Origin of the sequence: Peribacillus sp. NJ11, assembly GCF_030348405.1 — a bacterium.
Taxonomy (GTDB): Bacteria; Bacillota; Bacilli; order Bacillales; family DSM-1321; genus Peribacillus.
This window is the reverse complement of sequence record NZ_JAUCFO010000001.1, coordinates 575,637-602,307: the sequence shown is the minus strand read 5'-3', so window position 1 is coordinate 602,307 and position 26,671 is coordinate 575,637. Positions and strand designations below refer to the sequence as shown.

Below are 26,671 nucleotides of genomic sequence, written 5' to 3'. Positions count from 1 at the left end.
TATGAAAGAATTATTCCCACGGGGCCAAGTTATGGGATTTGCCTTTTCACTAGTCCTGACTTTGGTCGCACTATCAGTTATTGTGTTTGATCTCTCACTTAAAATGGGTGTGATCATCCTGCTTGTTACAGCTTTCATGCAAGCTGCACTGCAATTGGTTATGTTCATGCACGCAGGTGAGTCTGAAGATAAAGCATCGATTTACACAAACGTTTATTACGGATTGTTCGTTGCATTGGTTACAATTTTCGGTACAATGCTAACAATGATTTGGGGATATCAATAATCGATTGAAAAGCTGGGCGTCTTGATGACGCCCAGTTTTTTTGTATTTAATAAGTAGAAATTCATATACCACTCTAACCACTTCGTTCATAGAAATTTGTTAAGTAGGGTGTGGATGAAACCATTTTGTTTAGTATAACCATTTCGGAACATTATATTTATAAGAGCAAAATTTACTCTTTTTGAAGCGCCCCCCTGCGTTTAAGTGCAATGTTTTACTAAAGTGAAACGTTAATATAACAGACACATTTTCTAAGAAAAACTATCTGATCCTTTGATATAATAATCTATATAAGAAATTAATATATGACGTAGCGGAGATGATGAAATATGACATTGCCGGTTTTGATTTTGACAATTCTATTAAGTTTGCTTAAATTATTAGTTACCTGCCTTCCAACCGATGCAGTGAATTGGATTATCAGCAAATTTAAAATACATTCAGAACTTAGTGACGAGAATGCAATCGTAACCTTTGACGGAAGACGTTTGGAAAGTGAAGATAAAATAAAAGTTATTAATTATTTTAATAAGGCTAAATTTTTGAAAAAGAATCATATATTCCCTGGTAATGAGCAATTGTTTTTACATCCAGAGAACAGTGGGACTCCATTAGTCATTGATACTAAAAGAGGTAAAAAAGATGTTAGGTTATTTGTGTACATGTACAACGACCGTGTGGATGTAGTTAAGCAGTACAGGAAGAAATTAGTTTCGTATAGTCTGCTTTCCGATAGCCTCCAAGAACGCTCTATGTCATTAAGTTTAAATTAAAAGAACATTAAAAATGGCAATCTTTAAAAAAGAACATCTCAGACTGTAGGCAAACTCGAAAGAAAAGCGAGTTTGCCTGCAGTTTTTTTGTTTTCAGACGCTCCCTTTCCGCCGACTGTCTGCAAAGCCACCTCGCTGCATGCGTCTTTGGTGACTCGGTAAGCTGGTTTTTCGGCAGGAGTGTCGTGAAATTTCTTTAATCCAGTGAGGTTTCATCCCATATTAAAGAGAAAAGTATCCTGGAGTATACCCTGTCTGTTTTAAAAATATCGTAATGATTCCCTCGGTAATCGCGATAGGGATATGGGATTAGGCCATTCCGTATCCCATTTTGTCGACAAACTGAGGCGGTCTTTAAAAAGATCATATTAATTTCTAAATTACTTGTTATTCAAGTTGATTGTTGTAACGTTAAAAACGTCTTAAAATTATTGTCACAAGAAAAAACAATTATGTGGATTATATGGGAAAATCGCTATCGAGGGTTCTTTAGAGAATAATACAAATGAAATACAGAAATCAGGATTGAAAAGGGTTTTAATTGTTAATTAATATAAAAACAAAGTGCATAGTGATTTTGGTGAGTTATATCTAAAAAGGTAATAAAAAAAGCAGGTATCTAAATCGATGCCTGCTTTTTTATGCTTTCCATTGTTTTTCCACTTGATGAAGGGCTTGTTGTAAAATTTCTTCTTGATTAGTACCCGGTTTAGTAAGGACGTTAGTTTGATAAGATTTTCCTTGGAAATCAACTGTTACTGTAACTTTTACCATTATGCATCGTTCCTTTCTAGTATTAAATGGGATGGTTGTACTACTTCTTTTATACCCGTGGGAGGAGATTTTTCAAACATTGTGGAAGTAGCAAAAGTCGAGATTTAATATTCAAAATTATCTGATATTTATTGAGAGATGTCAATACTTTTTTTTGAACTGCTAAATAAAGACGACCTGGCATGTGTAATTATTACAGCCAGGTTGTTTTTAAAAATTAACTATATTCATATTTTGGTTAAGATAATACCGATTAATGCTGCAAGAACGCCGGCAATTTGATAGGATTTTAGTTTTTCTTTGAATAAATAACATCCTGCGAAAACGACAACTAAACAATTTAGGCTGACGACAGGGAAGATGATGCTTGCGATGCCGGTATTCAACGCATAGAAATAACATCCATAGGCTATGATGCTTAAAAAACCTACGATGGAACCAATTTTGACTTCCTGTAGCTTGATTTTTTCTTTCTTAAAGGATAGAACTGAAAGTAGATAAAGAGTTCCGCCCCCATACATTGATACAAGGATGTCGAGGGAGTTTAAATGAAGCCGTGTTGATGTCGTCATCAGAATGCCGAGTACACCAAAAGATAATATGGAAAATAATGTGTGCATCATCCAAGGTAAATATTGGTGGTTGCCCTTGGCGTTAGGTGTATACTGAATGACAAGGGTTGCAAGCAGCATGCAGATGATTCCGCTCCACTGCAGCGAAGAAATATGCTCATGAAAAATTAATGCAGCACATAGGATGGGAAATATTGCATTCGCTGCGATTAATGGTGATGTTAAACTTGCCGGCCCTTTTTCAAAGGCACTTGCCATCTGGATATTACCATTAGCGTTCAGGACACCAATTGCTGCACCAAGCATGATAGACAGCAAGTTCAGGTTCAAACCATCCATAAGTACTCCATAAAATATGGACAAAATGAAAGCTACAAAATAAAAGAAAAATTGAATATGTACCTTTGAGTAACCCTTTCCGCTACTCCATTTAAAAATGCTGTTATTGATTCCGAAACATAAACTGGTGATGAGTGCTGCAAAAATCCACATTGTTTAAATCTCTTCCTTCATGTAGGATAAACTTCTTCTACATTTTAAGCCGAATACATGTGGGAATCAAACTAAAATTAAAAAGTATGATTGACAGATTAGATTTTTTTTTCTATATTTACTATGACAATTTTAAAATATTTCCCGATAAACGGGAGAGGTTCATAGCATCACCCTCTTAAAAAAACTATGGCTTTGATTTTTTTCGCGAATCAACCATATCTTTGATGAGATATGGTTTTTGTTATATAGAGGCCCATTTTATGAATCTCCCCTGACAAACGTGGATGAGGAGGACTTTTTATGTCTGGAAGAAAAGAAGAAGAATTAAATGAAATTACACTGCTTGGGAATCAAGGGACAAAATATACATTCGACTATGCGCCTGAAATTCTTGAGTCATTCGATAACAAACATCCTAACCGTGATTATTTCGTCAAATTCAATTGCCCGGAATTCACTAGCTTATGTCCGATAACCGGCCAGCCAGACTTTGCAACCATTTACATCAGCTATATTCCCAGTGTGAAGATGGTCGAAAGCAAGTCTTTGAAACTTTATTTATTCAGCTTCCGTAATCATGGTGATTTCCATGAAGACTGCATGAATATCATCATGAACGATTTAATCGAGTTGATGGATCCGAAATATATTGAAGTATGGGGCAAGTTCACGCCTAGGGGCGGGATTTCCATTGATCCATACACAAACTACGGGAAACCAGGGACGAAGTATGAGGAAATGGCGGATTACCGCTTGATGAATCATGATTTATACCCTGAAACTGTGGATAATCGCTAAGATTGGAGAGACAACTGGCTTATGCCGTTGTCTTTTTTTGCCTTTTATTATTCCCTTTCAATAATCACATTGTTTTGTCCTTTTTAAAAATACAAATGTCCTCCTATAGTGGAATTTTTACTTGATTGTTTCGAGAAAAAACGTAATAATAGGGAGAGTTGATTTTGACAGAATATTATTTAAAATAGGGGATGTCGAGATGAAAGTTGCGAAGTTTGGCGGAAGTTCACTTGCGTCAGGTGAACAGTTGAGAAAGGTATTCGAAATTGTGGTTGCTGATCCAGAGAGGAAGTTTGTAGTCGTTTCGGCTCCAGGGAAACGCAATTCCGATGATATAAAGGTGACGGATTTATTGATTGAGGCTGCGGAACAGCAGCTGCGCGGCGATAACGGGGAGCATTTGATCGAAGACGTGGTATCCCGCTATGCGAGCATTGCTGAAGAGCTGGATATATCCGAGGAGGTCATCACAGGGATTCATGAAAATTTAAAAGCACTGTTGCATGCTGACCAATCTAACCAGAAGCGCTATTTGGATGCTTTAAAGGCCAGTGGCGAAGATAATAATGCGAAGCTGGTCGCAGGTTATTTTCAAAGCCGTGGGGTAGAGGCAAAGTATATAAATCCAAAGAAGGCTGGCTTGATCGTTACGGATGTAGATGGATTTACCCAGGTTCAGCCAGAGTCATATGATCGGTTGTATGATCTGCGTGAAGAGCCTGGAATCGTAGTATTTCCAGGGTTCTTCGGATATACGTTAGATGGTGATGTTTTAACCTTCTCAAGAAGCGGTTCCGATATTACGGGTTCGATTCTTGCAAATGGGGTCAAAGCCGATTTGTATGAGAACTTTACGGACGTGGATGCCGTTTATGCGGTGAATCCAAATGTAGTTTCCAATCCGAAGGGAATCCGGGAGTTAACCTATCGTGAAATGAGGGAGCTTTCTTATGCCGGTTTTTCGGTATTTCATGATGAAGCGCTGATTCCTGCATTCCGTGCGGGAATACCTGTCCATATCCAAAATACGAACAATCCGACGGCACAAGGGACCCGCATTGTGAACACGCGGGATAATACGAATGGTCCGGTTATTGGGATTGCAAGTGATAAAGGGTTTTGCAGTATTTACATTAGCAAATATTTGATGAACCGGGAAGTTGGTTTTGGCCGGAAACTGCTGCATATCCTTGAAGATTACGGAGTTTCATATGAGCATATTCCATCAGGCATTGATGATGTGACGCTTATTCTAAGGCAGGACCAGTTGAAGGGTGAAGCCGAGAAGAAAATCATTTCACGAATCAAGAAAGAGCTTCATGCCGATGAAGTGAATGTGGAGCATGATCTTGCCTTAATCATGGTTGTAGGTGAAGGAATGCGTCATAATGTAGGTACAACGGCTAGAGCGTCAAAAGCGTTGGCCGAAGCAAAGGTGAATATTGAAATGATCAATCAGGGCTCTTCGGAGGTTAGCATGATGTTCGGTGTGAAAGGGCACAACGAAGAGACGGCAATTCAGGCATTATATCACGAGTTCTTTTGAGAATGAGAGATTAGAGACCTCCTTGAAAAGGGAGGTTTTTTGGTTATCGGGGATATTCCCTTTTGTTCATTGGGATAGAAATGGTGGGCGCAATAAGGGAGAAGTTTCTTGATGCTGAAGAATCAGCATGAGCAAATGGAAGAAGAACGGATGCAAATCAATGAAACCTTTAAGGGGCCGCGGCCAGCGCCATGATTTCCTCAAGCACGTGTCGGATCGAACATGATGAGGGGGCAGAGTAAAGGAATAGATGAATGGATTGATAGCTGGGTTTGAAGAAGAAGCGAATTTATTGATTAAAGGTGAAAAAAGGGGTAGTTGCCGGGATGCCTCATTAAATGTACCGGAGGGATCTTTCAGTGATTATGATAGATGGATTGAACGTTTGCCCTCATTCCCTAAATATAAAAGGAAAGCCTCCAAGATTGGAGGCTTTCCTTTTATGTTAGTCCATAATTGTCAGGAGTTGATCGATCTCTTTCCTGGGGCGTGGGGAAGGGATCATGTCGGGATAGCCAACATGAAGGCTGCCTACGATTTTCTCGCCAGGTTTAACGCCTAAAGCTTCACGAAACTCCATGCTGTGTATCATGCCATATGTTTCCCATATCATCCCGATTCCTTGTTCCCAGGCAAGCAGGCTGAAATTTTGGATCAAGGCACTTGTAGCTGCATAATCTTCTTCACGTGTCATTGGATTCGGATTCTCTTCCATGATCACTGCGATGAACATCGGGACACCTATAAGTTTATTATATCCTCGCTGTCCGGCTGCGTTTTTCTTTTCAGGGTCCTTCTCTTTTCCTGCCATAAAAGCACGGGTTGCTTCTGCGAGTTTTAAACGGCTTTCGCCATGTACCACGACGAAGCGCCAAGGCTGGGTCATTTTATGGTTCGGTGCCCATGTCGACGTTTCCAATAATGATTGGATGGTATCAATAGGAACAGGAATGTCCTTAAATCGCTTAATGCTGCGCCGTTCTTTAATGATATCTTCAAGTTTCATGATCATCCTGCTCCTTTAATCATATATGTAAGTTCATTAGTTTTTTTAAAAAAAATAATCCCCGGCTGCCTAATATGCTTCCAACGTGAATAAATTACTTGAATAAAGAGGGGGCAATATTCCAGTGACTTGCATTCGCTAATGAGCATATAATTTTTACTAGGCACAGAGAAGCCGGGGCGACATTGTATCTATGTACAATATCAAAAGGGTACGATAAGAGATTATCGTAATTGCTTATCAAATTTCAGAGATCAATAATGAAATTGAAAATCATTATCAATTAGAATTTTCGCTTATTTCCTGTTATTTGTCAAGAGTATTTATTAAAAAAAAATCAAGTTATTTACTAATCCTTTGAATCAGTTAAAATCTTTTAAAAAATCTGTATAAAAATGTATAATGAAAGGATGAAAAGATGCTATCTACATATGAAGAATCGAAGGGTGTCATAGATGAAAAAACTGGCCTCATTTCTTAAGCCGTACTGGCTCTTGATCATTCTTGCTTTAATCTTAATGATTGTCGAGCTCGGTGTAGAACTGTTACAACCTCTATTTATAGCAAAAATAATTGATGATGGCATTTTACAGAAAGATTTATCGGTGGTGATTAAATGGGGAAGTGTCATGGTTGGACTTTCCATTTTTTCATTTATTGGCGGGATCGTTAATTCCTTTACGGCATCACATGTAAGTCAGAGTTTTGGACATGATGTCAGGAAAAGCCTTTTTGGTAAGATACAGGCGTTTTCTTTTGCGAATTTGAATAATATCCCGACTTCCTCGTTGATCACAAGGATGACGAATGATGTGACCCAACTTCAAAATACGGTTTTTATGGGCCTGCGTATCATGGCAAGGGCGCCATTGATCGTAATCGGCGGGGCGATAATGGCCATTGCGGTAGATTTTAAACTCTCCCTTGTTTTGGTCATTTCGATTCCGGTTCTTGTTTTTTTCCTTGGCTGGGTTATGAAACGAGCGGCTATTCTATTTAAGCTCGTACAGAAAAAGCTCGATAATGTCAACGGTGTAATGAGGGAAAACCTGATAGGCATGCGCTTGATCAAAGCCTTTCTTCGTAAGGAGCATGAAATTGGACGGTTTGACGATGCGAATGACGAGTTGAAAAGAAAGACTGTGTCTTCCCTTCGTTTAATTGAAACGACCATGCCTGTACTGATGCTGGTCATGAATGTGGCGATACTGATCATTCTCTGGCTTGGAAGCGAATTTATTACAACGGGAGATATACAGGTAGGGGAAGTTGTGGCGATTGTAAACTATGCCACAAGGATTGCGGCATCACTTTCCGTTTTTTCATGGCTGATCATGGTCATTTCCCGTGCAAAGGCTTCCGCGGAACGTGTGACGGAAATATTTGAAACCCCGATAGATATTGATGAGGGTAAGATGGAAAGCAAGAGTGAGGCCGTCAATGGGGGAGGCATAAAGTTTCTGGATGTATCTTTCCGCTACCCTGGAACCGATGCACCGGTATTGAAAAACTTGAACTTTTCTATCGATCCGGGAGAATCGCTTGCCATCATAGGAGCGACGGGATCAGGGAAAACATCCTTGTTCCAGCTGATTCCGAGATTATACGAAGTTGAAAGCGGCTCCATTCAAATAGATGGCCAGGATGTGAAAGATATTCCCTTGAATTCGCTGCGGAAAAGGATCGGCTATGTACCGCAGGAAGCCCTTCTTTTTTCAGGAACCATAAAAAGTAATGTTGCCTGGGGAAAAGAAGGGGCATCGATGGAGGAAATCAAGGCTGCGGCCATGCATGCCCAGGTTCATGAAACCATAATGAAACTCCCGAAACAATATGAAACGCAGTTAGGGCAAAAAGGAGTGAATCTGTCCGGAGGGCAAAAACAGCGGTTATCGATTGCGAGAGCATTGGTGCGCAAACCGAAGATTCTCCTTCTGGATGATAGTACGAGTGCGCTGGATTTGAAAACGGAAAGTAGATTACTCATCGCTTTAAAGGCCTATACATGCACAACGCTCATCATTACACAAAAAATCAGCACAGCCATGGAGGCGGACAAAATCTTGTTACTGGAAAATGGTCAAGTGCTTGCACTAGGGAAACATCAGGATTTGATTCAATCAAGTGATCTTTATCGAAAAATCGTTCACTCGCAGTTTGGGGAGGAGGGAGTTTCTCTTGAGTCCAAGAATATCTCCCGTTAAGGCAAAGTCAAAACCGGTCAATTCATGGAATACGATAAAAAGGATCATCCCCTACTTAGCAACGAATAAAAGCCTGCTATTTTGTGTCCTTTTCATGGTACTGGTAAGCTCCGTTTTGGGATTGCTCGGCCCCTTTCTTGTTGGGATGGCGATAGATGATTATATTGTCACAAAGGATAGCGAGGGGCTGTTCAGCCTTCTTATCGGGCTTCTCGGAGTCTATCTATTCTATTCCCTATCCATGTGGCTTCAGAATTATTGGATGATCGGAATCGCGCAGGATACGGTTTATGCGATGCGCAATCAATTGTTCAAGAAGCTTCACCAGTTATCCATTCCCTTTTTTGACCGGCGTCAGCATGGGGAATTGATGAGTAGGGTCACGAATGATATAGAAAATGTCAGTTCCACTTTGAATAGTTCCGTGATCCAGATTTTTTCAAGTGTGCTGACACTGGTCGGGACGATTGGAGTGATGCTGTATTTAAGCCCTCTATTGACTGTTTTAACCTTATTCATCGTTCCTCTTATGTTCTTCGGGCTGAGGTGGATAACGAACCGGACGGGAAAGCTTTTTAAAGAACAGCAGAAGAACCTTGGAGAACTGAATGGGTTTATAGAAGAAACGATTTCGGGACAACGGATCGTAAAGGCTTTTTCACAGGAAGATAAAGTGATCCGTGATTTTATCACCCGGAGTGAAAACTTAAAGAAAGCCGGATTTCTATCACAATCATACTCCGGGCTGATTCCAAAACTGATGAATTTACTCAACAACTTAAGTTTTACGGTAATTGCCGCAGTAGGCGGGTTTTTGGCGTTGAGTGGCATAGGCACGGTTTCCATCGGGGTCATTGTCATTTTCACCGAGTATTCAAGGCAATTCACCCGTCCGCTCAATGACCTGGCTAATCAATTCAATACACTCCTCTCAGCTGTTGCTGGTGCTGAGCGGGTTTTCACCATACTTGATGAAAAAGAAGAAGAAGTGGATGAGAAACAGGCCTCTGAACTTCGGGATGTCTGTGGTGAGGTGGACTTTGAGGGTGTTACATTTTCATACAATGATGAGGACCAAACGATATATGATGTTAGTTTTCATGCGGAAAAAGGGGAGACTATCGCGCTTGTAGGTCCCACTGGGGCAGGTAAGACAACGATCATTAATCTTCTTGCCCGTTTTTACGAGCCCAACAACGGCCGGATCTTGATTGATGGCCAGAATATCCAGCAGGTGACGAGATCAAGTCTCCGCAAGCATATGGGTTTTGTTTTACAGGATTCCTTTTTATTTCAGGGTACGATTCGTGAAAATATCCGCTACGGTCGACTGGAGGCGGGAGATGAAGAAGTGGTGGATGCAGCCAAGCTTGCCAATGCCCATTCCTTTATCATGAAATTGCCAGAACGATATGATACCATCTTGAATCAGGATGGCGGTGGAATCAGTCAGGGACAGCGCCAGCTTTTATCGATTGCCAGGGCTATTTTAGCCGATCCCGTTCTATTGATTTTGGATGAAGCGACAAGTAGCATAGATACGATTACCGAGCTTAAAATCCAGGAAGCATTACACCGTTTGATGGAGGGGAGGACAAGTTTTGTCATTGCCCATCGATTGAATACGATTCAGCAAAGTGATCAAATCCTGGTGCTTGATGAAGGAAAGGTCATTGAAAAGGGATCACATGATGAATTGTTGAAGCAAAGGGGTTTTTATTACGATCTCTATCGCAGTTCATTAAAGGAAAATCAGACCGGATGAAAAAAATGTGTGCCGTCAGGCGCACATTTTTTGTGTTGTCCTGTAAAACACGAACTTAAACTTGGGGATTGCATTCCGTCTCATTGAATGATGCACCTTCTAAAAATGTGAGGAGTTATGCCTTTATCGGGTACAAACCTGCCGAAGATGAATCAACCGGGGATTAACGAATCTCCCAGAATTTTTCTTCTAGTTCGTTTTTTCCTCCGAAAATCAACTCGGACAAATGCAGGCAATCTTTTGCGATCAGCCTTCCTTCCTCCGAATTAGCAAGAATCCCTTTTCTCATGGTTAACTCAATGCGTTTGGCAAGGTTGATCCATTGTTTCGTTTGAATGTCGTTTTTTTCATCTTAGGCAGTTTGTCCAGTGTTTTCATTTCTTCTTGGCTGAAGTATCGATCACGATTATATTTTCTTTTGATGAGCGCCAGAAGCAGCGCTCAATTGAAATCTACCTTCGGCTTCTATGCTGTTTAACAAGGTTTGGACGTTATTAAGAGTGTTTTCCGCTTCCTCTATGCTCGCCATCGTCTGTTGTTGTTGATGGAGGAGCAATTCTTTGAAGGACTTTTTATCCAATACGGTTTTTATATCATCCAAAGAAACCGAAAGGCTTTTGAGCAGACAGATTTTCTCGAGCCTTTTCAGGTCTTTTTCCGTATAATACCTGCGGCCATTTGCATTGTGGGGAAAGAGGTAAATATCGACAAAATAATGGAAAATACTTTACAAATTGACTAAATTACTATTGCTAAAAAACCTTATGATAACATATAATTCAGAATATATATAAAATTCTTTAAATTTAACGTCACGAGGCGGTATATAGCCCTAACACCCTTTGAAATGAAGATTTTTTTATAGTTAATCACTAGTTTAATAGAGAGGAGATGGAAAAAATGAAAGCGCTTAAGTCGGTTATTCTTTGGGGGATCATATCAGCAGTGGGTGCGGTGAGTTTTGGTGTCGTCGCGCTAAACCGAGGGGAAAGCATCAATGCCATGTGGATTGTCACTGCAGCACTCTGTGTTTATTCAATTGCCTATCGCTTTTATAGTAAATTCATTGCGCAGAAAGTGTTTGAGCTAGATGATAATCGCCAGACTCCATCGGAAGCGAATAATGATGGGAAGGACTACGTGCCTACAAATAAATGGGTGCTGTTTGGCCACCATTTTGCAGCAATTGCAGGAGCTGGCCCTCTTGTAGGCCCCATCCTTGCAGCGCAGATGGGATATTTGCCAGGGACACTTTGGCTTGTAGTCGGAGTTGTATTAGCTGGTGCCGTTCAGGATTTCATCATTCTCTTTGGTTCGATGCGCCGTAACGGCAAGTCATTGGGAGAAATGATCAAAGAGGAAATTGGTCCGATTACAGGTTTGATAGCAATGATCGGTATCCTGGGTATCATGATTATTTTATTAGCGGTACTTGCCCTGGTTGTCGTTAAAGCGCTGGTGGGCAGTCCATGGGGGATGTTCACGATTGCCTCGACCATACCGATTGCAGTCCTTATGGGCATCTATATGCGCTATATAAGGCCGGGACGGGTTGGTGAAGGATCGATTATTGGAATCGTACTATTGATGCTTGCGTTATATTTCGGCCGCTTTGTATCCGAAAGCGCTACGTTGGCGCCGATGTTCACTTTCAATGGGGAAACGATCGCCATCATGTTGATTGTATACGGATTCGTTGCCTCCGTTTTGCCGGTATGGATGCTATTGGCACCGCGTGATTACTTAAGCACATTCTTGAAAATCGGTACGATCATCGGACTTGCACTTGGAATCTTTATAGTCATGCCGAGCCTTGAAATGCCTGCCGTCACTCAATTCATTGATGGAACAGGACCCGTATTTTCCGGAAATTTATTCCCGTTCCTATTCATTACGATCGCTTGTGGAGCGGTATCTGGATTCCATGCACTCGTTTCATCGGGTACAACTCCTAAAATGATTGAACGCGAATCCCATTCACGCCCAATCGGGTACGGGGCGATGTTGACTGAATCTTTTGTAGCCATCATGGCGATGATAGCAGCCTGTGTACTGACGCCAGGGATCTATTTTGCCATTAATAGCCCGGGGGCCGTTATAGGTACGGAGCCGGCTCAAGTGGCTGCTACGATATCCGATTGGGGTTTCATTTTGACACCAGAAATGATTACCGGCCTTGCGGATGATGTTGGGGAAGAGACCATTCTATCCCGAACTGGAGGGGCTCCAACCTTTGCAATCGGTATGGCCCATATCTTCTCGCAAGTGATTGGTGGAGCGTCCCTGATGGCGTTCTGGTATCATTTTGCGATCCTGTTCGAGGCATTGTTCATATTGACCACCATTGATGCGGGAACAAGGGTAGGGCGTTTTATGATACAGGATATTATCGGCACCTTTTACAAGCCATTTGCCGAAACGAATAAATGGCTGCCCAATATTATTGCAACTGCCATTTGTGTAATCGGTTGGGGATACTTCCTTTATCAAGGGGTCATAGATCCTCTTGGCGGGATCAATACCCTTTGGCCATTGTTTGGAATTGCGAATCAGATGCTTTCCGCCATTGCATTGCTGCTTGGGACGACAGTCCTTTTCAAAATGGGCAAAAAAGCGTACACATGGGTCACACTCGTTCCTACTACATTCTTATTGATAGTGACCATGACAGCTGGATGGCAAAAGCTGTTCCACGAAAACCCGGCGATAGGCTTTTTAGCGCATAAGGATAAATTTAAAGCGGCCTATGATAGTGGGGAAGTTCTTGCTCCGGCAGCAAATCTAGCCGAGATGAAACGGGTTATCGTCAATGATTATGTGGATGCAGCCCTTTGTGCCATCTTCATGATCGTTGTGATCACTGTCCTGATTTCTGCCATTAGGTTATGGATAAAAGTCTTGAAGAACCAGAAAATAGATTTACATGAATCGCCTTATGTATCAAGAAGGACATCATAAGGGAGGAATGGCCATGTTGAAAAGATTAGTTAAGATTCTCAGCTACAGAAAGCAATTCGTCAGTTTGCTTGTCGGCGTTCCAAGTTATGATACCTATGTGGCACATATGAGCGTGCACCATCCTGATGATCCTGTAAAAACCAGGAAAGAATTTTTCTGCGAAGCCCAGGATGAACGGTATAACGCAAAGGGTGGCAAGGTGTCTCGTTGCTGTTAACTGAATATATTTTGAAGGGCCCTCAAATAAGAGGGCCCTTTTTTAGTTGAATCTTATGAAACGGGACATAAGTAGAGGGGGAAATGTAACGGTGATGGACTGAAAAAATCTTGAAAAGTACCAAAAAATGAAATTTTATGGTTCTTTATTCATGGTAGATGTTATATAACCTTACATTTTTTAATGAAATATAAAAAATCAGTTGAATTATTAGAAAATTAAGTATATGATAAAAAACATAACATAATAGTGTTAATAAACATAACATATACAAAAAACAAGGGGGAAAAACAATATGCAAATGGCAGATTCGGTATTCATGTTTTTGGCGACGATGATGGTTTGGCTAATGACACCAGGGATTGCCCTGTTTTATGGAGGGATGGTAAAAAGTAAAAATGTCCTGAATACGGCGATGCATAGTTACATGCCGCTGGCAGTCATTTCGATTCTTTGGGTACTGATTGGGTATTCATTATCGTTTTCACCTGGAAATACACTCCTGGGCGGCCTTGACTGGGTTGGTTTAAAAGATGTAGGCTTCGAACCTGGTCCATACAGCGAAACAATTCCTCATAGTTTATTCATGTTATTCCAAATGACTTTTGCCGTTTTAACTGTCTCGATCATTGCAGGTGGCATTGCCGAGCGGATGAAGTTTTCTGCATTCTTGATTTTTACGATCCTTTGGTCTTTATTCGTATACGCTCCTGTTGCTCACTGGGTATGGGGTGGGGGCTGGTTAGCGGAGATGGGTACACTTGACTTTGCAGGCGGCAACGTTGTTCATATATCTTCCGGGGTTGCCGGTCTGGTATTAGCGATCATGTTAGGTAAAAGGAAAGAGTCAGGGGACAGTGCGCCACATAATCTTCCTTTAACATTCCTTGGCGGATCACTAATTTGGTTCGGTTGGTATGGCTTCAACGTCGGTAGCGCACTGACAATCAATGAAGTGGCCATGAATGTATTCGTTAATACAGCCGTTGCAGCAGCAGCTGGTATCATAGGCTGGCTGATCGTCGAGTATATGGCTAATAAGAAGGCAACGTTGCTTGGTGCAGTATCAGGAGCTATTTCAGGGTTGGTTGCGATTACACCTGCTTGTGGATTCGTAACGACCGCTTCTTCCATCATCATCGGGGTCGTCGGCGGTGCTGTATGTTTCTGGGGTGTATTCTTCCTGAAGAATAAACTGGGTTACGATGATGCTCTGGATGCTTTCGGATTACATGGGATCGGTGGTACATGGGGTGGCATCGCTACAGGCTTATTCGCGACCACTTCCGTCAACGAAAACGGGGCAAATGGTTTATTCTATGGAGATTTCAACTTATTGTGGAAGCAGCTTGTAGCAATCGTTGCGACTTATATTTTCGTTGCCGTGGTCACTTATTTCATTGCTAAAGTCATTAACCTGTTCGTTCCGTTACGTGTCAGTGAGGAAGATGAGTCAATGGGGCTTGATCTTACACTTCATGGAGAAAAGGCCTATCATGAATCAATTTAAAAGGGGGTTGATCATATGTCCGAGGTTTTAACGAAAATAGAAATCATTACACGTCCTATCAAGTTTGAACACTTCAAAGCGGAACTTGCAAAAATAGGGGTAAGCGGAATGACTGTATCGGAAGTAAAAGGAACGGGTCTTCAGAAAAGTTATGTGGAAACATATAGAGGCAGAAACCGGGAAATGTCATTGCATGACCGGATGAAAATCGAAATCGTCGTGTGTGAAGTGCCAGTTCAGGATGTTGTGGATGTAGCAAGAAAATTCTTAAGCACCGGTAAACCGGGTGACGGTAAAATCTTCATTTATGAATTGGCGAATGTTGTGAATATCCGTACCGGAAAAGAAGGTCATGACGCGTTAAAGAATGAAATCTAATGCAGTGATAACTCCGACCGAATGTGCCGGAGCAAATAGATTAAAGAAAGGGAGCTGGAAATGGGGAGACTGGTCCGAATTGTTAATGCAAAAAAACAGAAGATCGTTAATACGCTCATTTCAGAGGATTTATATCAACCTGATGACCGACCCTTTTTATTGGAATTACCACTGAAAAATCTAGAAGAAATTTTATCCCTTCGAATGAAATCCGCGTTTCAAAATTCCCGTTTAAAAAAATAACCTTTCAGCCGTTATCCTATCTGCAGGAGAACGGCTTTCTTTATGCTTTTGATGCCAAGCTCTCAGTATTGGTCTTTAAAATTATAGCTTCAAAATGAATTTTGCTATATAAGGAAACTTTTTTCTTGAATCCCCCATGGAAATCGGGGGTGTTTCCAACTATAATGAATAAGGATATAAATTTAAATTTAAATCCAATTTTATTGCTTTTTTTGACACTTTTCGCTTAGTTAATTCATTTTTTCTTTATTTTGCGAAAAATTAAATTCAAAAAAATGTAAGTGCTCCAAAAATCTATGAATTATTTTGCTATTGCCCTGTTTGATGATGGGGAAATTATTAATATGTTCTTTTAAGAGGTGAAGGGAAATGGATCAATTTACGGTCGAATCCGTTTTAAATATCATCAGGGAGTTTGTACCGAAGGATGCTTCAATTTCTGTTGCTGATTCCGAAAAATACATCTATTATCAACCGAGCAAACAAGTTGACCTTAGAATAAAACCGGGTGATCGAATTAGTGAAAATACGGCGACATATAAAGCGTTGAGTGTTCGTAAAAAAATTGGGGTGCAAGTGGAAAGTAATGTGTTTGGTGTACCTTACTATGGGTTGAGTGTTCCTATCATGGACGAGGGCAATCCTTTAGGCGCGGTAACAGCCATTTTGCCATCAAAGCCATTAATTTTACCGACATCATTCTTGACCATTAAAATAGATGATCACTGGATACCGCTTCCATATGATCAAATTATGTATTTGGAAGCTCAAAATAGGAAAACTAAAATTCAGTCCGAACGCGTGAGTGGATTTCATAAAATGAACCTAAGTGAATTGGAATTCATTTTACCTAATGATTTATTCATTCGTGTACATCGTTCGTACATCGTCAATATCAACTATATACAAGAGATCCTTCCTGATTTTCATTCTACATTTTTACTAATAATGAAGGACAATTCCAAAATTCAAGTCAGTCAAACATATGCAAGTCAATTTAGAAGAGCTTTGGGATTTTAGTGTTTCTCCTTAGTGTGAACAAAATGCTGGTTTATGCTCTATTTAAGGCTTTTCATTCGAAAATGAATGTGACAATTACACAGGATTGGTAAAATTAAGTGTAAGAAAAGCGAAAATGGGGGTCTTTTGTATGAACGAAAGCGTTTTCAAAAAAATTCGCAATGAACAATTTAAGGGGAAAGTAGTTACAGCGGAAGAAGCAGCTTCCTGGATTAAAGATGGGATGAAACTCGGTATGAGTGGATTTACCCGTGCTGGTGATGCTAAGGTCATTCCGATGGCTCTAGTTGAAAGGGCTAAAACTGAAAAATTCAAAGTTGACGTTTATACTGGTGCTTCATTAGGACCGGAAGTCGACCAACATATGGCGGAAGCCGGTATCATAAACAAACGTTTGCCGTTCCAAGCGGATAAAGGCATTCGCAATAAAATCAATGCTGATGAAGTCACTTATGTGGATCAGCATTTATCTCATACAGCTGAACAAGTTCGTCAAGGCATTGTCGGACCTATAGATATTGCTATCATCGAAGCATTGGCGATTACGGAAGAAGGATTAATCATCCCGACAACTTCTGTAGGTAACTCAGCCATATTCGTTCAAGAAGCTAAACATGTAATTATTGAAATGAACGTGTCCCATCCAGAAGGATTGGAAGGGATGCATGATATATATACACCAGCTAAACAAGGGGAACGCGAACCGATTCCTATGACTAGCGTAAGCGATCGCCTGGGATCGATCGGAATTCCTGTTGACCCTGAAAAAGTAATGGGGATCGTCGTTTCTACAGATCTTGATGCACCTTCTACAATCGTGCCGCCGGATGCAGAAACTGCAACGATCGCTAACCACCTCATAAACTTCCTTCGTGGAGAAATCAAGGCTGGCCGTTTAACTGAAAGCCTTGCTCCGCTTCAGTCAGGTGTAGGTTCCGTGGCAAATGCAGTATTCGCTGGCTTTCTTGATTCTGAATTTAAAGAATTGGAAGTGTATTCAGAAGTACTGCAAGATGCTGTATTCGATTTAATCGATGCTGGAAAAGTTAAATTCGCTTCAGGGTGTTCGATTACATTAGCTGAAGAAAAAGGAAAACAAGTATACGGTGAGCTTGATAAATACCGTGATAAACTAGTTCTTCGTCCACAAGAAATATCTAACCATCCTGAAATCATCCGTCGTCTTGGTTTGATTTCAATCAATACAGCGTTAGAGTGCGATATCTACGGTAACGTAAACTCGACACATGTTTCTGGGACAAGAATGATGAATGGAATCGGTGGATCAGGAGATTTTGCTCGTAATTCACGCCTAGGCATTTTCGTTACGAAATCATATGCAAAAGGCGGCAACATTTCCAGTATCGTTCCTTTCGTTTCTCATGTGGATCATACTGAACATGATGTGGATGTATTAGTGACAGAGCAAGGGATCGCTGATTTACGTGGTTTGGCACCAAAAGAGCGCGTAGAGCTAATCATCGAAAACTGTGCACATCCTGACTACCGTCCGCAGCTTCGTGCATATTTCACTGAAGCTGTCGCGCAAACTGGAGGACATCAAACTCCACATATTCTTGAAAAAGCATTCTCATGGCATACAAACCTGGCTAAAAACGGTACGATGCTTGAAACAGTGCTTCAAGATCAAAAATAAGAGTCAAAACCCCGCCCTTCAGCGGGGTTTTTTTATTTGTGTTCGCCTTGCACTAAGCCCCTTTTGATGTCTGGGTGGAAACTAATGATACTTTCGTCACTCGAATGGAATATTGAAAGGGAAGTAGATTATTCTTCTAAGTAATTTGTATGATGTTTCCAATTTGTTCTTTTTCCTTCAACACATAACTGATTTAAAGTGTAAAATGAAGCTTAACCATCAAAAAGTTAGGGAACTGTATCATTAGGGTTTTTTCTATTGTTTTTGTATATAATTATTCATTCAAGTTATAGAAATATGGTAAACTGCTAACAATGAAAGATTATTATACATAGGATTTTTCGTATTTAAGATGTTGTTTCCTTAGAAATGGGGAGTTAAATAGAATGGTTATAGTGGAGGAGATAATTTGTTCAAGACAAAACTGCATTTTTGGACGTTAGAGTTATTACTATTGTCTTTACTTTTTTATGTTGGTACAAAGATTTCTTTTCTTTTTGAACCAATAGTTATTTTTACATCTACATTGTTCTTTCCCATCTTAATTTCAGGTTTTCTCTACTTTTTGTTCAACCCCACTGTTGATTTCATGGTTAAAAGAAGAGTGCCAAGGGGATTGGCGATATTACTGCTTTATGTGTTTTTCCTGGGATTGATTAGTTTGTTGGTCGGTCTAGTTGGCCCGTCACTTTCGAAACAGGTTACGGATTTACTCAATAACCTCCCTGATTATTTCAATCAAGCATGGAAGTTCATTGAAGATTCAGCTAAGTCAAAATGGTTTTTGTGGACCATGGAACAAGATTATGTTCCCTTGAAAGAAGTGGGAGACTCGCTTCAGAAATATTTGACTGATTTACCTAGTAATATAACGAACAGTTTATCTTCTGTTTTCAGCGTAGTGACGAATATTACATTAGTGGTCGTAACGGTTCCTTTCATCCTATTCTATATGTTGAAGGATGGGGATAAGCTACCGAGCGCCATCATGAAATTCGTACCGGTTCGCTATAGAAAACCAGCTTTGACAGTACTTCAGGAAACTGGTGGGACGCTTACTACATACATACAAGGACAGATGCTTGTTTGCATGTTTGTCGGGATTGGAACGTTCATCGGATATCTAATCATTGGTTTGCCTTACGCGTTCTTATTTGCGCTGATTGGTGCTGTGACCAATATCATTCCATATGTAGGCCCGTTTATCGGAGCGGCTCCTGCGGTCATTGTGGCATTGATTCATTCACCGACCGAAGCGCTATTGGTCATTCTTGTTGTAACGGTCATCCAGCAACTTGATGGTAATTTCATTTCACCGTTAGTCATCGGGAAAAAATTGAACACACATCCGCTTACCATCATCATCCTATTGCTCGTCGCGGGAAACATTGCCGGTATCATCGGTATGATTTTGGCCGTTCCAACTTATTCCGTTGTTAAAACGATTGTATTGAATATCGTAAAATTCATCAGGATCCGGAAAGAGGAAAAGCTGGAAGAAGATATATTGGAATGAAAAAACGGGCCCGACTCATTTGAGTCGGGCCCGTTTTCTTAAGTTATGGAACGAAAGCAAATAAATAGATTACAAACCCAAGGAAATATATTTAACTTCCAGGAATTCTTCGATGCCTTGGTGTCCGCCTTCACGGCCAAGTCCGCTTTGCTTGAATCCGCCAAATGGAGCTTGTGGCACGGAAGGAAGCCCGTCGTTCAAGCCTACAATACCGAATTCAAGTGCCTCGGTGAATTTGATGCCTTTGGTGATATTTTCAGTGAAGACGTAAGCTGCCAAACCAAAGATGGAGTCATTTGCCCTTTTGATTGCCTCTTCATCAGTCTTAAATGAGGCAATTGGAGCTAGTGGACCAAATGTTTCTTCCTTCATGCAGAGCATGCTGTCGTCAATGTTGGACAGTACGGTTGGTTCAAGAAAAAGGCCGCCGAGCGATTTTCCGCCAGCTTCGAGCTTAGCTCCGCTGCTAATTGCTTCATCAATTTGTTTTTGAACTTTATCCACTGCATCTTGATCTATAAGCGGACCGATATCGACGCCATCTTCCATTCCGTTTCCTACTTTTAGTTCTTTGACCTTGGCTACGAGCTTTTCGATAAAGGCTTCTTGAATGGCTTCGTGGACATATATGCGATTTGAACAGACGCATGTTTGTCCAGCGTTACGGAATTTTGAACTGATGATGCCATCAACCGCTTTATTAAGGTCGGCATCTTCAAGAACGATTGCGGGTGCGTGACCTCCGAGTTCAAGAGAAATTTTCTTAACCGTGTCAGCTGAGCCCCTCATTAGGGTTTTACCGACTTCTGTAGAACCGGTGAACGTCAATTTACGGATCCTTGTATCCTGAAGCCAAGTTTCACCGATTTCTGATGATTTTCCTGTCACAACATTGATGACTCCTTTCGGAATGCCAGCTTCTTCCGCTAATTCAGCCATTTTTAACGCTGTTATGGGAGTTAGGTTTGCAGGTTTAATGACGACTGTACAGCCGACGGCAAGGGCTGGTGCCACTTTTCTTGTAATCATGGCTGCTGGAAAGTTCCAAGGCGTAATGACAGCTACAACTCCGACAGGCTGTTTAGTCACGAAAAGCCGCTTATTGGACACGGAAGCGGGAATCGTTTCTCCGTACACCCGTTTTCCTTCTTCGGCAAACCAAGATAAAAAGCCATTTGCATATGTCATTTCACCAAGAGCCTCTTTAAAGGGCTTGCCTTGTTCTTCAGTCATGATTTTGGCTAGTTCTTCTTGATTATCATCAATCAATCGATGCCATTTCCAAATTAGTTCAGCACGTTCGTAAACTGAGAGTGCTGCCCAATCCGTGAAGGCATCATAAGCAGCATCTGCCGCCTTTGCTGCTTCAGTTGCACCACCTTTAGGAACGGTGGCAACTATTTCATCCGTTGCCGGGTTTTTCACTTCAATTTTATCCAATCCATAATCCGACCACTCACCGTTAATAAATAATCCGTAATCCTTCATGATAAAACCTCCTAATTTGGTTAAATCCATCAAACTACTAAACTTTATACTTTTACCTGTTACATAAAAGTATAAACACTTTTCGGTGATTCTGAAATTTATTTGACTGGCTATTTTTTGAAACCCGGAGATTCATTGAAGGATAGAGAGGGAAAAAATAAAAAAAGAGGTGCAAGTTGCACACCTCTTCATTCAAGGTTCGATTATTTTTCCGATGAGACGGCTACTTCACCCATATCACCCGAGATGGCTTGATTTGGATTGAATTCACCTTCGGATTTAGAAATGACCACTGTAGCAACACTGTTACCAATTAGATTAGTGATTGCACGTGCTTCAGACATGAAGCGGTCGACTCCCAGCAGTAGTGCCATTCCTTCAACTGGAATCATTGGGAAGGCAGCTAATGTGGCAGCAAGTGTAATGAAACCGGACCCCGTCACACCGGCAGCGCCTTTGGATGTTAACATCAAGATCCCCAGAAGGGTCAATTCCTGCCAGATGCTTAGATCGACACCATAGGCTTGGGCAATGAAAATCGCTGCCATGGATAAGTAGATGGATGTGCCATCAAGGTTGAAAGAATAACCAGTTGGGACAACCAAACCGACTACAGATTTTGAGCAACCGTATTTTTCTAGTTTTTTCATTACGCTTGGTAGAGCGGATTCCGATGAAGATGTACCTAATACTAATAGGATTTCTTCTTTTATATAAGCGATGAATTTAAAAATATTAAAGCCGTAGATTTTTGCGATCGTACCAAGGACAAGAAAGATGAATAGAGCCATTGTGATATATACGCTACCCATCAATTGTCCTAACGAACTTAAAGAGCCAAGACCGAACTTACCGATTGTATAAGCCATTGCTCCAAATGCCGCCAATGGAGATACTTTCATGATCATGCCGACGATGCCGAAGAAAATATCGGCAATATGCTGAAAGAAAGAAACGACTGGCTGCACTTTCGGTCCTATTGCTGCCATTGATAATCCGAATAATACGGCAAAGAATAAAATGGGGAGTAAGTCTCCGCCAGCCAGTGCGGCAACGGCATTATCAGGAATGATATTCGAAATGAAGGCAACTGCGCCATGTTCCGTTTCGGAAGCGGCTGTTGTATATTGTGATACATCTCCGCCTTCGACTGAATCGATGTTAAAACCTTTACCAGGTCCCAACAGATTGACTACGATGATTCCGATGGCAAGTGCGAATGTGGTAACGATTTCAAAATAGAGCAGGGCCTTTCCGCCGATGCGGCCAACCTTTTTCATATCGCCCATACCGCCAATTCCGATTACGACGGTTAAGAAGATAATTGGTGCGATGACCATTTTAATCATTTTAATAAATAAATCAGCTAATATCTTCAGTTGTTCACCGAAAGCAGGGAAGAAGAAACCGACTGTTATACCCAGAATGATACCGATGATGACCTGAACTGTAAGATTTTTTAATATTTTCAAGGTGCATTCTCCTTTGTCATATGATAGCGCTTTCTTAACTTATTGATAGTGTAACAGAATGAAGAGTCAGAATATTCTTTTGGTGATATTGTTCTTTTTGGTCTTTTTGGTCTTGGGGACTTCTAATAAATGATGGGTAGAGGAGGAAATAAAAGCAATGTTAGGATTCAAAATGAATTTATGCCTAAGCTACAACAAAAAAATACCGGTGGAGGCCGGTATTGGGAAAGATCAATTTTCAAATGGTTTTATGAGTGCATAAAGGGTTCCAATCACAGGAAGTTCCAAACCGACCTTGTCAGCAAGGCGCAGTGCACCGCCCTGTAAATGTTCCACTTCGAGGATTTGGCCCTTCCGGCGGTCCTGATGCATGGAAGAGGTTGATTCATCCGGTAAACCTGCCATGTTTTCCAACGCCTGAGCAATATTCTGTACAGTAATCCTGACGTCATAAGCGTTAGCAAGTTCTTTCATTTCAACAAGGACCTTTTCTAGCAATCCATTGGTTTCCTGGAATCTCCGTATCGTGCCGATAGGGAGGTTGGTGGCGGTTGTTACACCAGAGAAAGCGGTGATGAACATGTATTTGATCCACATCCTGATTAATATCTTTTCCGTTCTGCTTACCTCCATGATAGCTGATCCGACCGCCTGTTCGAAATCATCACAAATCTTTTTCTGTGAAGGGTGAAGCGGGCCGTAGATTAAATCATGGTTATCATTGGAGTGAATGACATGACCTTTTTCATCAAGGGTGGCAATGATGAAGGCGCTTCCTCCCATGACGGCTTCATCACCCAGTTCGTCCTGTAGAATGGAGATATGTTCCAATCCATTCAAAAGCGGAAGGACCTTTGCGCCCTTTTCGACAAGGACCTTTAAATCTGTGAGAGTGCCCTGTAGATGCTGGCCTTTTACGGCGAGAATCACCAGGTCGACCTTTTCAATATCATTTACATTTTCTGTGATATGCAGGTCGTTAAATTGGTAGTTTCCATGTGGGCTGGTTATGCTGATCCCGTTTTCTTTCAATTGTTTGGCACGGTTTTTTCGGACAAGGTATTGGACATGCTGCCCGGCCTGTTGCAATCTGCCTCCAAAGTAGGAGCCGAGTGCTCCGGCCCCTATAATGACAATATTCAAAGTGCACACCTCTCTTTTGATTAAGAAGATATACTAATCATAACATTGGCGGAATTTTCAGTAAATAGTTATCGTTTTAAGTAAACTTGATGTTTAGGAGTGTGTAAGAAGGGGAAAAACAAAAGACCAGCCTGAAAGGTTTCAGGCTGGTGCTTATCATTCATTATTTATAGATTTTAACTTTAACGGTCTTTCTGCCCCAATTGATAGCTTTTGAGTGTGAAGAGTAAAAGACGTCAATTTTATTCCCTTTGATTGCGCTGCCTTTATCTGCCGCAATGGCATCCCCGTATCCTTCTACATGAACTTTCGTTCCTAGTGGAATGACCTTAGGGTCGACTGAGATGGCTTTTACGTTAGGGTTTTTCTTTAAGTTAAGCCCCGATGCTGTAATACCGCTGCAACCTTTACAGTTCGCTGTGTAAGCTGTTGCCTTCACCGTGATCGTTTTATATTTTTTTGATGATGTCGTTTTAGCTTTAGGTTTAGCGGAGGTCGATGTTTTCTTGACCTTTAATACTTGTTTTGGATGGATGTTATCTTTTTTCAGGTTGTTCCAACTTTTGAGTTGATTGACTGTTATATTATGTTTATTGGCGATACCCCATAGTGTGTCGCCGCTTTTAACTTTGTATGTAGTAGTAGCAGCCGATGAAACTCCGGAAAAACTAAATACCAGGAAGAAAGCAGTGAATAGTGGAAGTAGTATTTTTTTCAAAATGAATAGTCTCCTTTGTTTTAAATCGTAGACTTAGAATAACAGGTCTATGTGACAATAATGTTTCGGTGGAATAGTAATTGTGTTACAAAACGGTTTCCTCTGAAAAATAAATGTAATATAAACTAGGACAAAAGTACTTATCTGTTAAATGAAAAATATTATTTATTATGTCAGTATAAGCGTTTTATTGTTAAAAAGTGTTGATATAATGGCATATCCTGTTTATTGAGAAAGAATATGGATATGTAATACTTAGTTTCATAGTCCTGTATATTTTGTAAAAAAACAAACGCAATAATAGACAATTAAGCGTGTATATTTTAGTAGGAGAGGATATTTAGAACAGGAAAAAAGCCGACATTACATAAATGTCGGCTTTTTTCATGAAATGGATTACGATAATACAAATTCAGAAGCGAAATCGACTAGCATTTTTTGATATACTGCTACAGATTCAAGATTAACGCATTCTCTATCTCCATGCCAGTTCTCGCCTTTTGGTCCGAATTCAATGGCTGGGATATCATATGCAGCAAAAAATACGGTATCTGCGGAGCCATGTTGTCCAAAAATGACTGCATCCCGATTGGTGTTCTTTTCGATAATCGGACGAAGCAATGTTATGAATGGGTCTGACTCTTCTGTTTTTACAGGTTTACTGTACATATTAAGGTGGATATTCTTTCCTGTCACACTTTCAATCTGTGCAATGATATCTTCCATTGTTTGTGTAGGGAGATAGCGGATATCAAGACTGAGCAAACAGGCATCCGGTACCTTATTATAGACATCCCCGCCTTTTATTTTTGCTAGGTTAAGTGAGGGGGAAGAGTAAAGGGGAGTATGTTCCCGGGTGAAGGGAAGTTCCTTTATTTTTTGATAGAGATCATATGCCTTTTCGATTGCATTCACCCCTTCCCATGGTCGGCTTCCGTGTGCGGATTTGCCGGATACTTCAATATCGAGGCGAAGGGCACCCTTTGCCTGAAGTCCGATTCCCAATTGCGTCGGTTCAGCACAGATTACAAAATCCCCTCTATAACCATGTTTCGCTAAATATCCAGAACAGTTCAACCCACCAGTTTCTTCATCTGATACAATCTGCAGCTGGATTTTCAAACCTAAGCCCTTATCCTTCAGTTCGTTAAATGCACACATCATCCCTGCAACCCCAGCTTTCATGTCGGCTGTCCCGCGTCCATATAAATTTCCTTCATGAACCTCAGGGAAAAATTGATCCGGCGTCCCGCTGACAACATCGACATGGCCATTCCAAATAACGGTCTTATCTCCGCTGCCAATTTCGCTAACAAGCATTTTATAACCGTTATTAACGATCACATTCACGGTAAGTCCCTGATTTTTTAGCCAGTTCGCACAGTATTCAACTGCTTGGTTAGCTCCTTCTTTCGATGAACTTTCGATAGATACTAAATCTTTAAGTAACTCGATAAGCAAAAAGAAAACCTCCTAAAAATATGCATACTACTATTATATATACCCTTTCTTAGTATGGGTTAACTCAAAAATATTTTCCTGTTAAATAACGTTTAGCCCTTTCATTCCCAGGGGTATGTAAAGGGGGAGCGACAATTTACATTCTTTAAGGAGGATGATAGATATGGATAAACGTATAATTGGTGTATATGAAACTGGAGAAGAAGCCATTAAGGCTGTTGAGTCATTACAGGCTCAAGGATATAATCGTGAAGATATTTCAGTGGTAGCTAAAGATAAAGAAGAATTAAAGTCAGTGAATGAAGAAACGGGTACAAAAGTTGAAGAGGGGCTTGCAGCTGGTGCGGCGACCGGAGGTATTTTGGGAGGTGCTGCCGGATTATTAGCAGGTGTGGGTGCGTTGGCGATTCCGGGAATCGGACCAGTACTGGCAGCTGGACCGCTTGCTGCAACATTAGCCGGGGCGGCTGTAGGTGCTGGTACAGGCGGATTGGCCGGTACCTTAATCGGTATGGGTATACCTGAAGAAGAGGCGAATCGTTATGAAGCGGATGTAAAGAGTGGCAAGCTGCTAGTGTTAGTCGATTCGGATGCGAGTAAAGCCAATTCTTCTTACTCAGGAATTACTGAAACAGACGAAACGCTAACGAACAGTAGACGACCTCTATAAA

Annotated in this window: 23 protein-coding genes and 1 riboswitch; of the genes, 14 read left to right on the top strand and 9 right to left on the bottom strand. The window is 41.0% G+C overall.

All coding sequences use genetic code 11. The features are described 5' to 3' along the window. Nucleotide 1: 1 nt before the first annotated feature. Together qoxD and QUF86_RS03015 are read left to right on the top strand one after the other, a co-directional pair. The gene (gene qoxD, locus QUF86_RS03020; RefSeq protein WP_289318144.1) at nt 2–286 is read left to right on the top strand and encodes a cytochrome aa3 quinol oxidase subunit IV; all 285 of its coding nucleotides are present in this window, start codon (nt 2–4) and stop codon (nt 284–286) included. 329 nt (nt 287–615) lie between these two features. Next, nucleotides 616–1,059: a YfmQ family protein gene (locus QUF86_RS03015; RefSeq protein ID WP_289333587.1), complete on the top strand. Its 444-nt coding sequence runs from the start codon at nt 616–618 to the stop codon at nt 1,057–1,059. A 639-nt stretch (nt 1,060–1,698) separates the two neighbouring features. On the opposite strand, the gene QUF86_RS03010 is transcribed toward QUF86_RS03015, so the two are convergent. Next, nucleotides 1,699–1,833 (bottom strand): BA3454 family stress response protein, encoded by a 135-nt coding sequence (locus QUF86_RS03010; protein WP_098176965.1) that lies wholly within the window; start codon nt 1,831–1,833, stop codon nt 1,699–1,701. A gap of 227 nt (nt 1,834–2,060) precedes the next feature. After that, nucleotides 2,061–2,897, bottom strand: a complete 837-nt coding sequence (locus tag QUF86_RS03005) for a DMT family transporter (protein WP_289318141.1) — start codon at nt 2,895–2,897, stop codon at nt 2,061–2,063. 151 nt (nt 2,898–3,048) lie between these two features. Then, nucleotides 3,049–3,094: riboswitch (PreQ1 riboswitch) on the top strand. A 106-nt stretch (nt 3,095–3,200) separates the two neighbouring features. Between QUF86_RS03005 and queF the strand changes: the two genes are divergently transcribed. Together queF and QUF86_RS02995 are read left to right on the top strand one after the other, a co-directional pair. Beyond that, nucleotides 3,201–3,698: a preQ(1) synthase gene (gene queF / locus QUF86_RS03000; protein WP_289333586.1), complete on the top strand. Its 498-nt coding sequence runs from the start codon at nt 3,201–3,203 to the stop codon at nt 3,696–3,698. A gap of 199 nt (nt 3,699–3,897) precedes the next feature. Continuing rightward, nucleotides 3,898–5,244, top strand: coding sequence for an aspartate kinase (locus QUF86_RS02995; RefSeq protein WP_289318139.1), 1,347 nt, complete (start codon nt 3,898–3,900; stop codon nt 5,242–5,244). 445 nt (nt 5,245–5,689) lie between these two features. Here QUF86_RS02995 and QUF86_RS02990 read toward each other — a convergent pair whose 3' ends face one another. Beyond that, nucleotides 5,690–6,250, bottom strand: a complete 561-nt coding sequence (locus tag QUF86_RS02990; RefSeq protein WP_289318138.1) for a nitroreductase family protein — start codon at nt 6,248–6,250, stop codon at nt 5,690–5,692. A 455-nt stretch (nt 6,251–6,705) separates the two neighbouring features. On the opposite strand from QUF86_RS02990, the gene QUF86_RS02985 reads away from it, so the two are divergent. Both QUF86_RS02985 and QUF86_RS02980 read left to right on the top strand, forming a co-directional pair. Beyond that, complete coding sequence (locus QUF86_RS02985; RefSeq protein ID WP_289318137.1) at nt 6,706–8,454, top strand: ABC transporter ATP-binding protein; 1,749 nt, start codon at nt 6,706–6,708, stop codon at nt 8,452–8,454. Then, nucleotides 8,429–10,219, top strand: coding sequence for an ABC transporter ATP-binding protein (locus QUF86_RS02980; protein WP_289318136.1), 1,791 nt, complete (start codon nt 8,429–8,431; stop codon nt 10,217–10,219). The genes QUF86_RS02985 and QUF86_RS02980 overlap by 26 nt, the downstream gene beginning before the upstream one ends. A 406-nt stretch (nt 10,220–10,625) precedes the next feature. Here QUF86_RS02980 and QUF86_RS28570 read toward each other — a convergent pair whose 3' ends face one another. Continuing rightward, on the bottom strand, nt 10,626–10,922 hold the full coding sequence (locus QUF86_RS28570) for a MerR family transcriptional regulator (RefSeq protein ID WP_353957691.1): 297 nt from the start codon (nt 10,920–10,922) through the stop codon (nt 10,626–10,628). 197 nt (nt 10,923–11,119) lie between these two features. On the opposite strand from QUF86_RS28570, the gene QUF86_RS02975 reads away from it, so the two are divergent. The 7 genes from QUF86_RS02975 to QUF86_RS02945 all read left to right on the top strand — a co-directional run bounded on the left by QUF86_RS02975 (nt 11,120) and on the right by QUF86_RS02945 (nt 19,718). Further along, on the top strand, nt 11,120–13,177 hold the full coding sequence (locus QUF86_RS02975; protein ID WP_289318134.1) for a carbon starvation CstA family protein: 2,058 nt from the start codon (nt 11,120–11,122) through the stop codon (nt 13,175–13,177). 13 nt (nt 13,178–13,190) lie between these two features. After that, nucleotides 13,191–13,394 carry a YbdD/YjiX family protein gene (locus QUF86_RS02970; RefSeq protein WP_289323564.1) on the top strand — a complete coding sequence of 68 codons (204 nt, stop codon included), beginning with the start codon at nt 13,191–13,193 and terminating at the stop codon, nt 13,392–13,394. A gap of 295 nt (nt 13,395–13,689) precedes the next feature. Continuing rightward, entirely contained in the window at nt 13,690–14,904 is a 1,215-nt protein-coding gene (locus QUF86_RS02965; RefSeq protein ID WP_289333585.1) for an ammonium transporter, read from the top strand. Nucleotides 14,905–14,919: 15 nt separating this feature from the next. Further along, entirely contained in the window at nt 14,920–15,282 is a 363-nt protein-coding gene (locus tag QUF86_RS02960) for a P-II family nitrogen regulator (RefSeq protein ID WP_289333584.1), read from the top strand. A gap of 612 nt (nt 15,283–15,894) precedes the next feature. After that, nucleotides 15,895–16,545: a LytTR family DNA-binding domain-containing protein gene (locus QUF86_RS02955; RefSeq protein WP_289318130.1), complete on the top strand. Its 651-nt coding sequence runs from the start codon at nt 15,895–15,897 to the stop codon at nt 16,543–16,545. Nucleotides 16,546–16,675: 130 nt separating this feature from the next. Beyond that, complete coding sequence (locus QUF86_RS02950) at nt 16,676–18,202, top strand: succinyl-CoA:acetate CoA-transferase ScpC (protein WP_289318129.1); 1,527 nt, start codon at nt 16,676–16,678, stop codon at nt 18,200–18,202. A gap of 409 nt (nt 18,203–18,611) precedes the next feature. Beyond that, nucleotides 18,612–19,718, top strand: a complete 1,107-nt coding sequence (locus QUF86_RS02945) for an AI-2E family transporter (protein ID WP_289318128.1) — start codon at nt 18,612–18,614, stop codon at nt 19,716–19,718. A 69-nt stretch (nt 19,719–19,787) separates the two neighbouring features. Here QUF86_RS02945 and QUF86_RS02940 read toward each other — a convergent pair whose 3' ends face one another. The 5 genes from QUF86_RS02940 to QUF86_RS02920 form a co-directional block, all read right to left on the bottom strand. Beyond that, nucleotides 19,788–21,206, bottom strand: a complete 1,419-nt coding sequence (locus tag QUF86_RS02940) for an NAD-dependent succinate-semialdehyde dehydrogenase (protein WP_289333583.1) — start codon at nt 21,204–21,206, stop codon at nt 19,788–19,790. Nucleotides 21,207–21,409: 203 nt separating this feature from the next. After that, a complete protein-coding gene (locus tag QUF86_RS02935; RefSeq protein ID WP_289318126.1) occupies nt 21,410–22,678 on the bottom strand; it encodes a dicarboxylate/amino acid:cation symporter in 1,269 nt (422 codons plus the stop codon). Nucleotides 22,679–22,909: 231 nt separating this feature from the next. Next, entirely contained in the window at nt 22,910–23,821 is a 912-nt protein-coding gene (locus QUF86_RS02930) for a ketopantoate reductase family protein (protein ID WP_289333582.1), read from the bottom strand. Between the two features lie 163 nt (nt 23,822–23,984). Beyond that, the gene (locus QUF86_RS02925) at nt 23,985–24,539 is read right to left on the bottom strand and encodes a 3D domain-containing protein (RefSeq protein WP_289333581.1); all 555 of its coding nucleotides are present in this window, start codon (nt 24,537–24,539) and stop codon (nt 23,985–23,987) included. Nucleotides 24,540–24,935: 396 nt separating this feature from the next. Then, nucleotides 24,936–26,000, bottom strand: a complete 1,065-nt coding sequence (locus QUF86_RS02920) for a M20 family metallopeptidase (RefSeq protein ID WP_289333580.1) — start codon at nt 25,998–26,000, stop codon at nt 24,936–24,938. 163 nt (nt 26,001–26,163) lie between these two features. On the opposite strand from QUF86_RS02920, the gene QUF86_RS02915 reads away from it, so the two are divergent. Continuing rightward, nucleotides 26,164–26,670, top strand: coding sequence for a general stress protein (locus QUF86_RS02915; protein WP_289318122.1), 507 nt, complete (start codon nt 26,164–26,166; stop codon nt 26,668–26,670). Nucleotide 26,671: the final 1 nt, after the last annotated feature.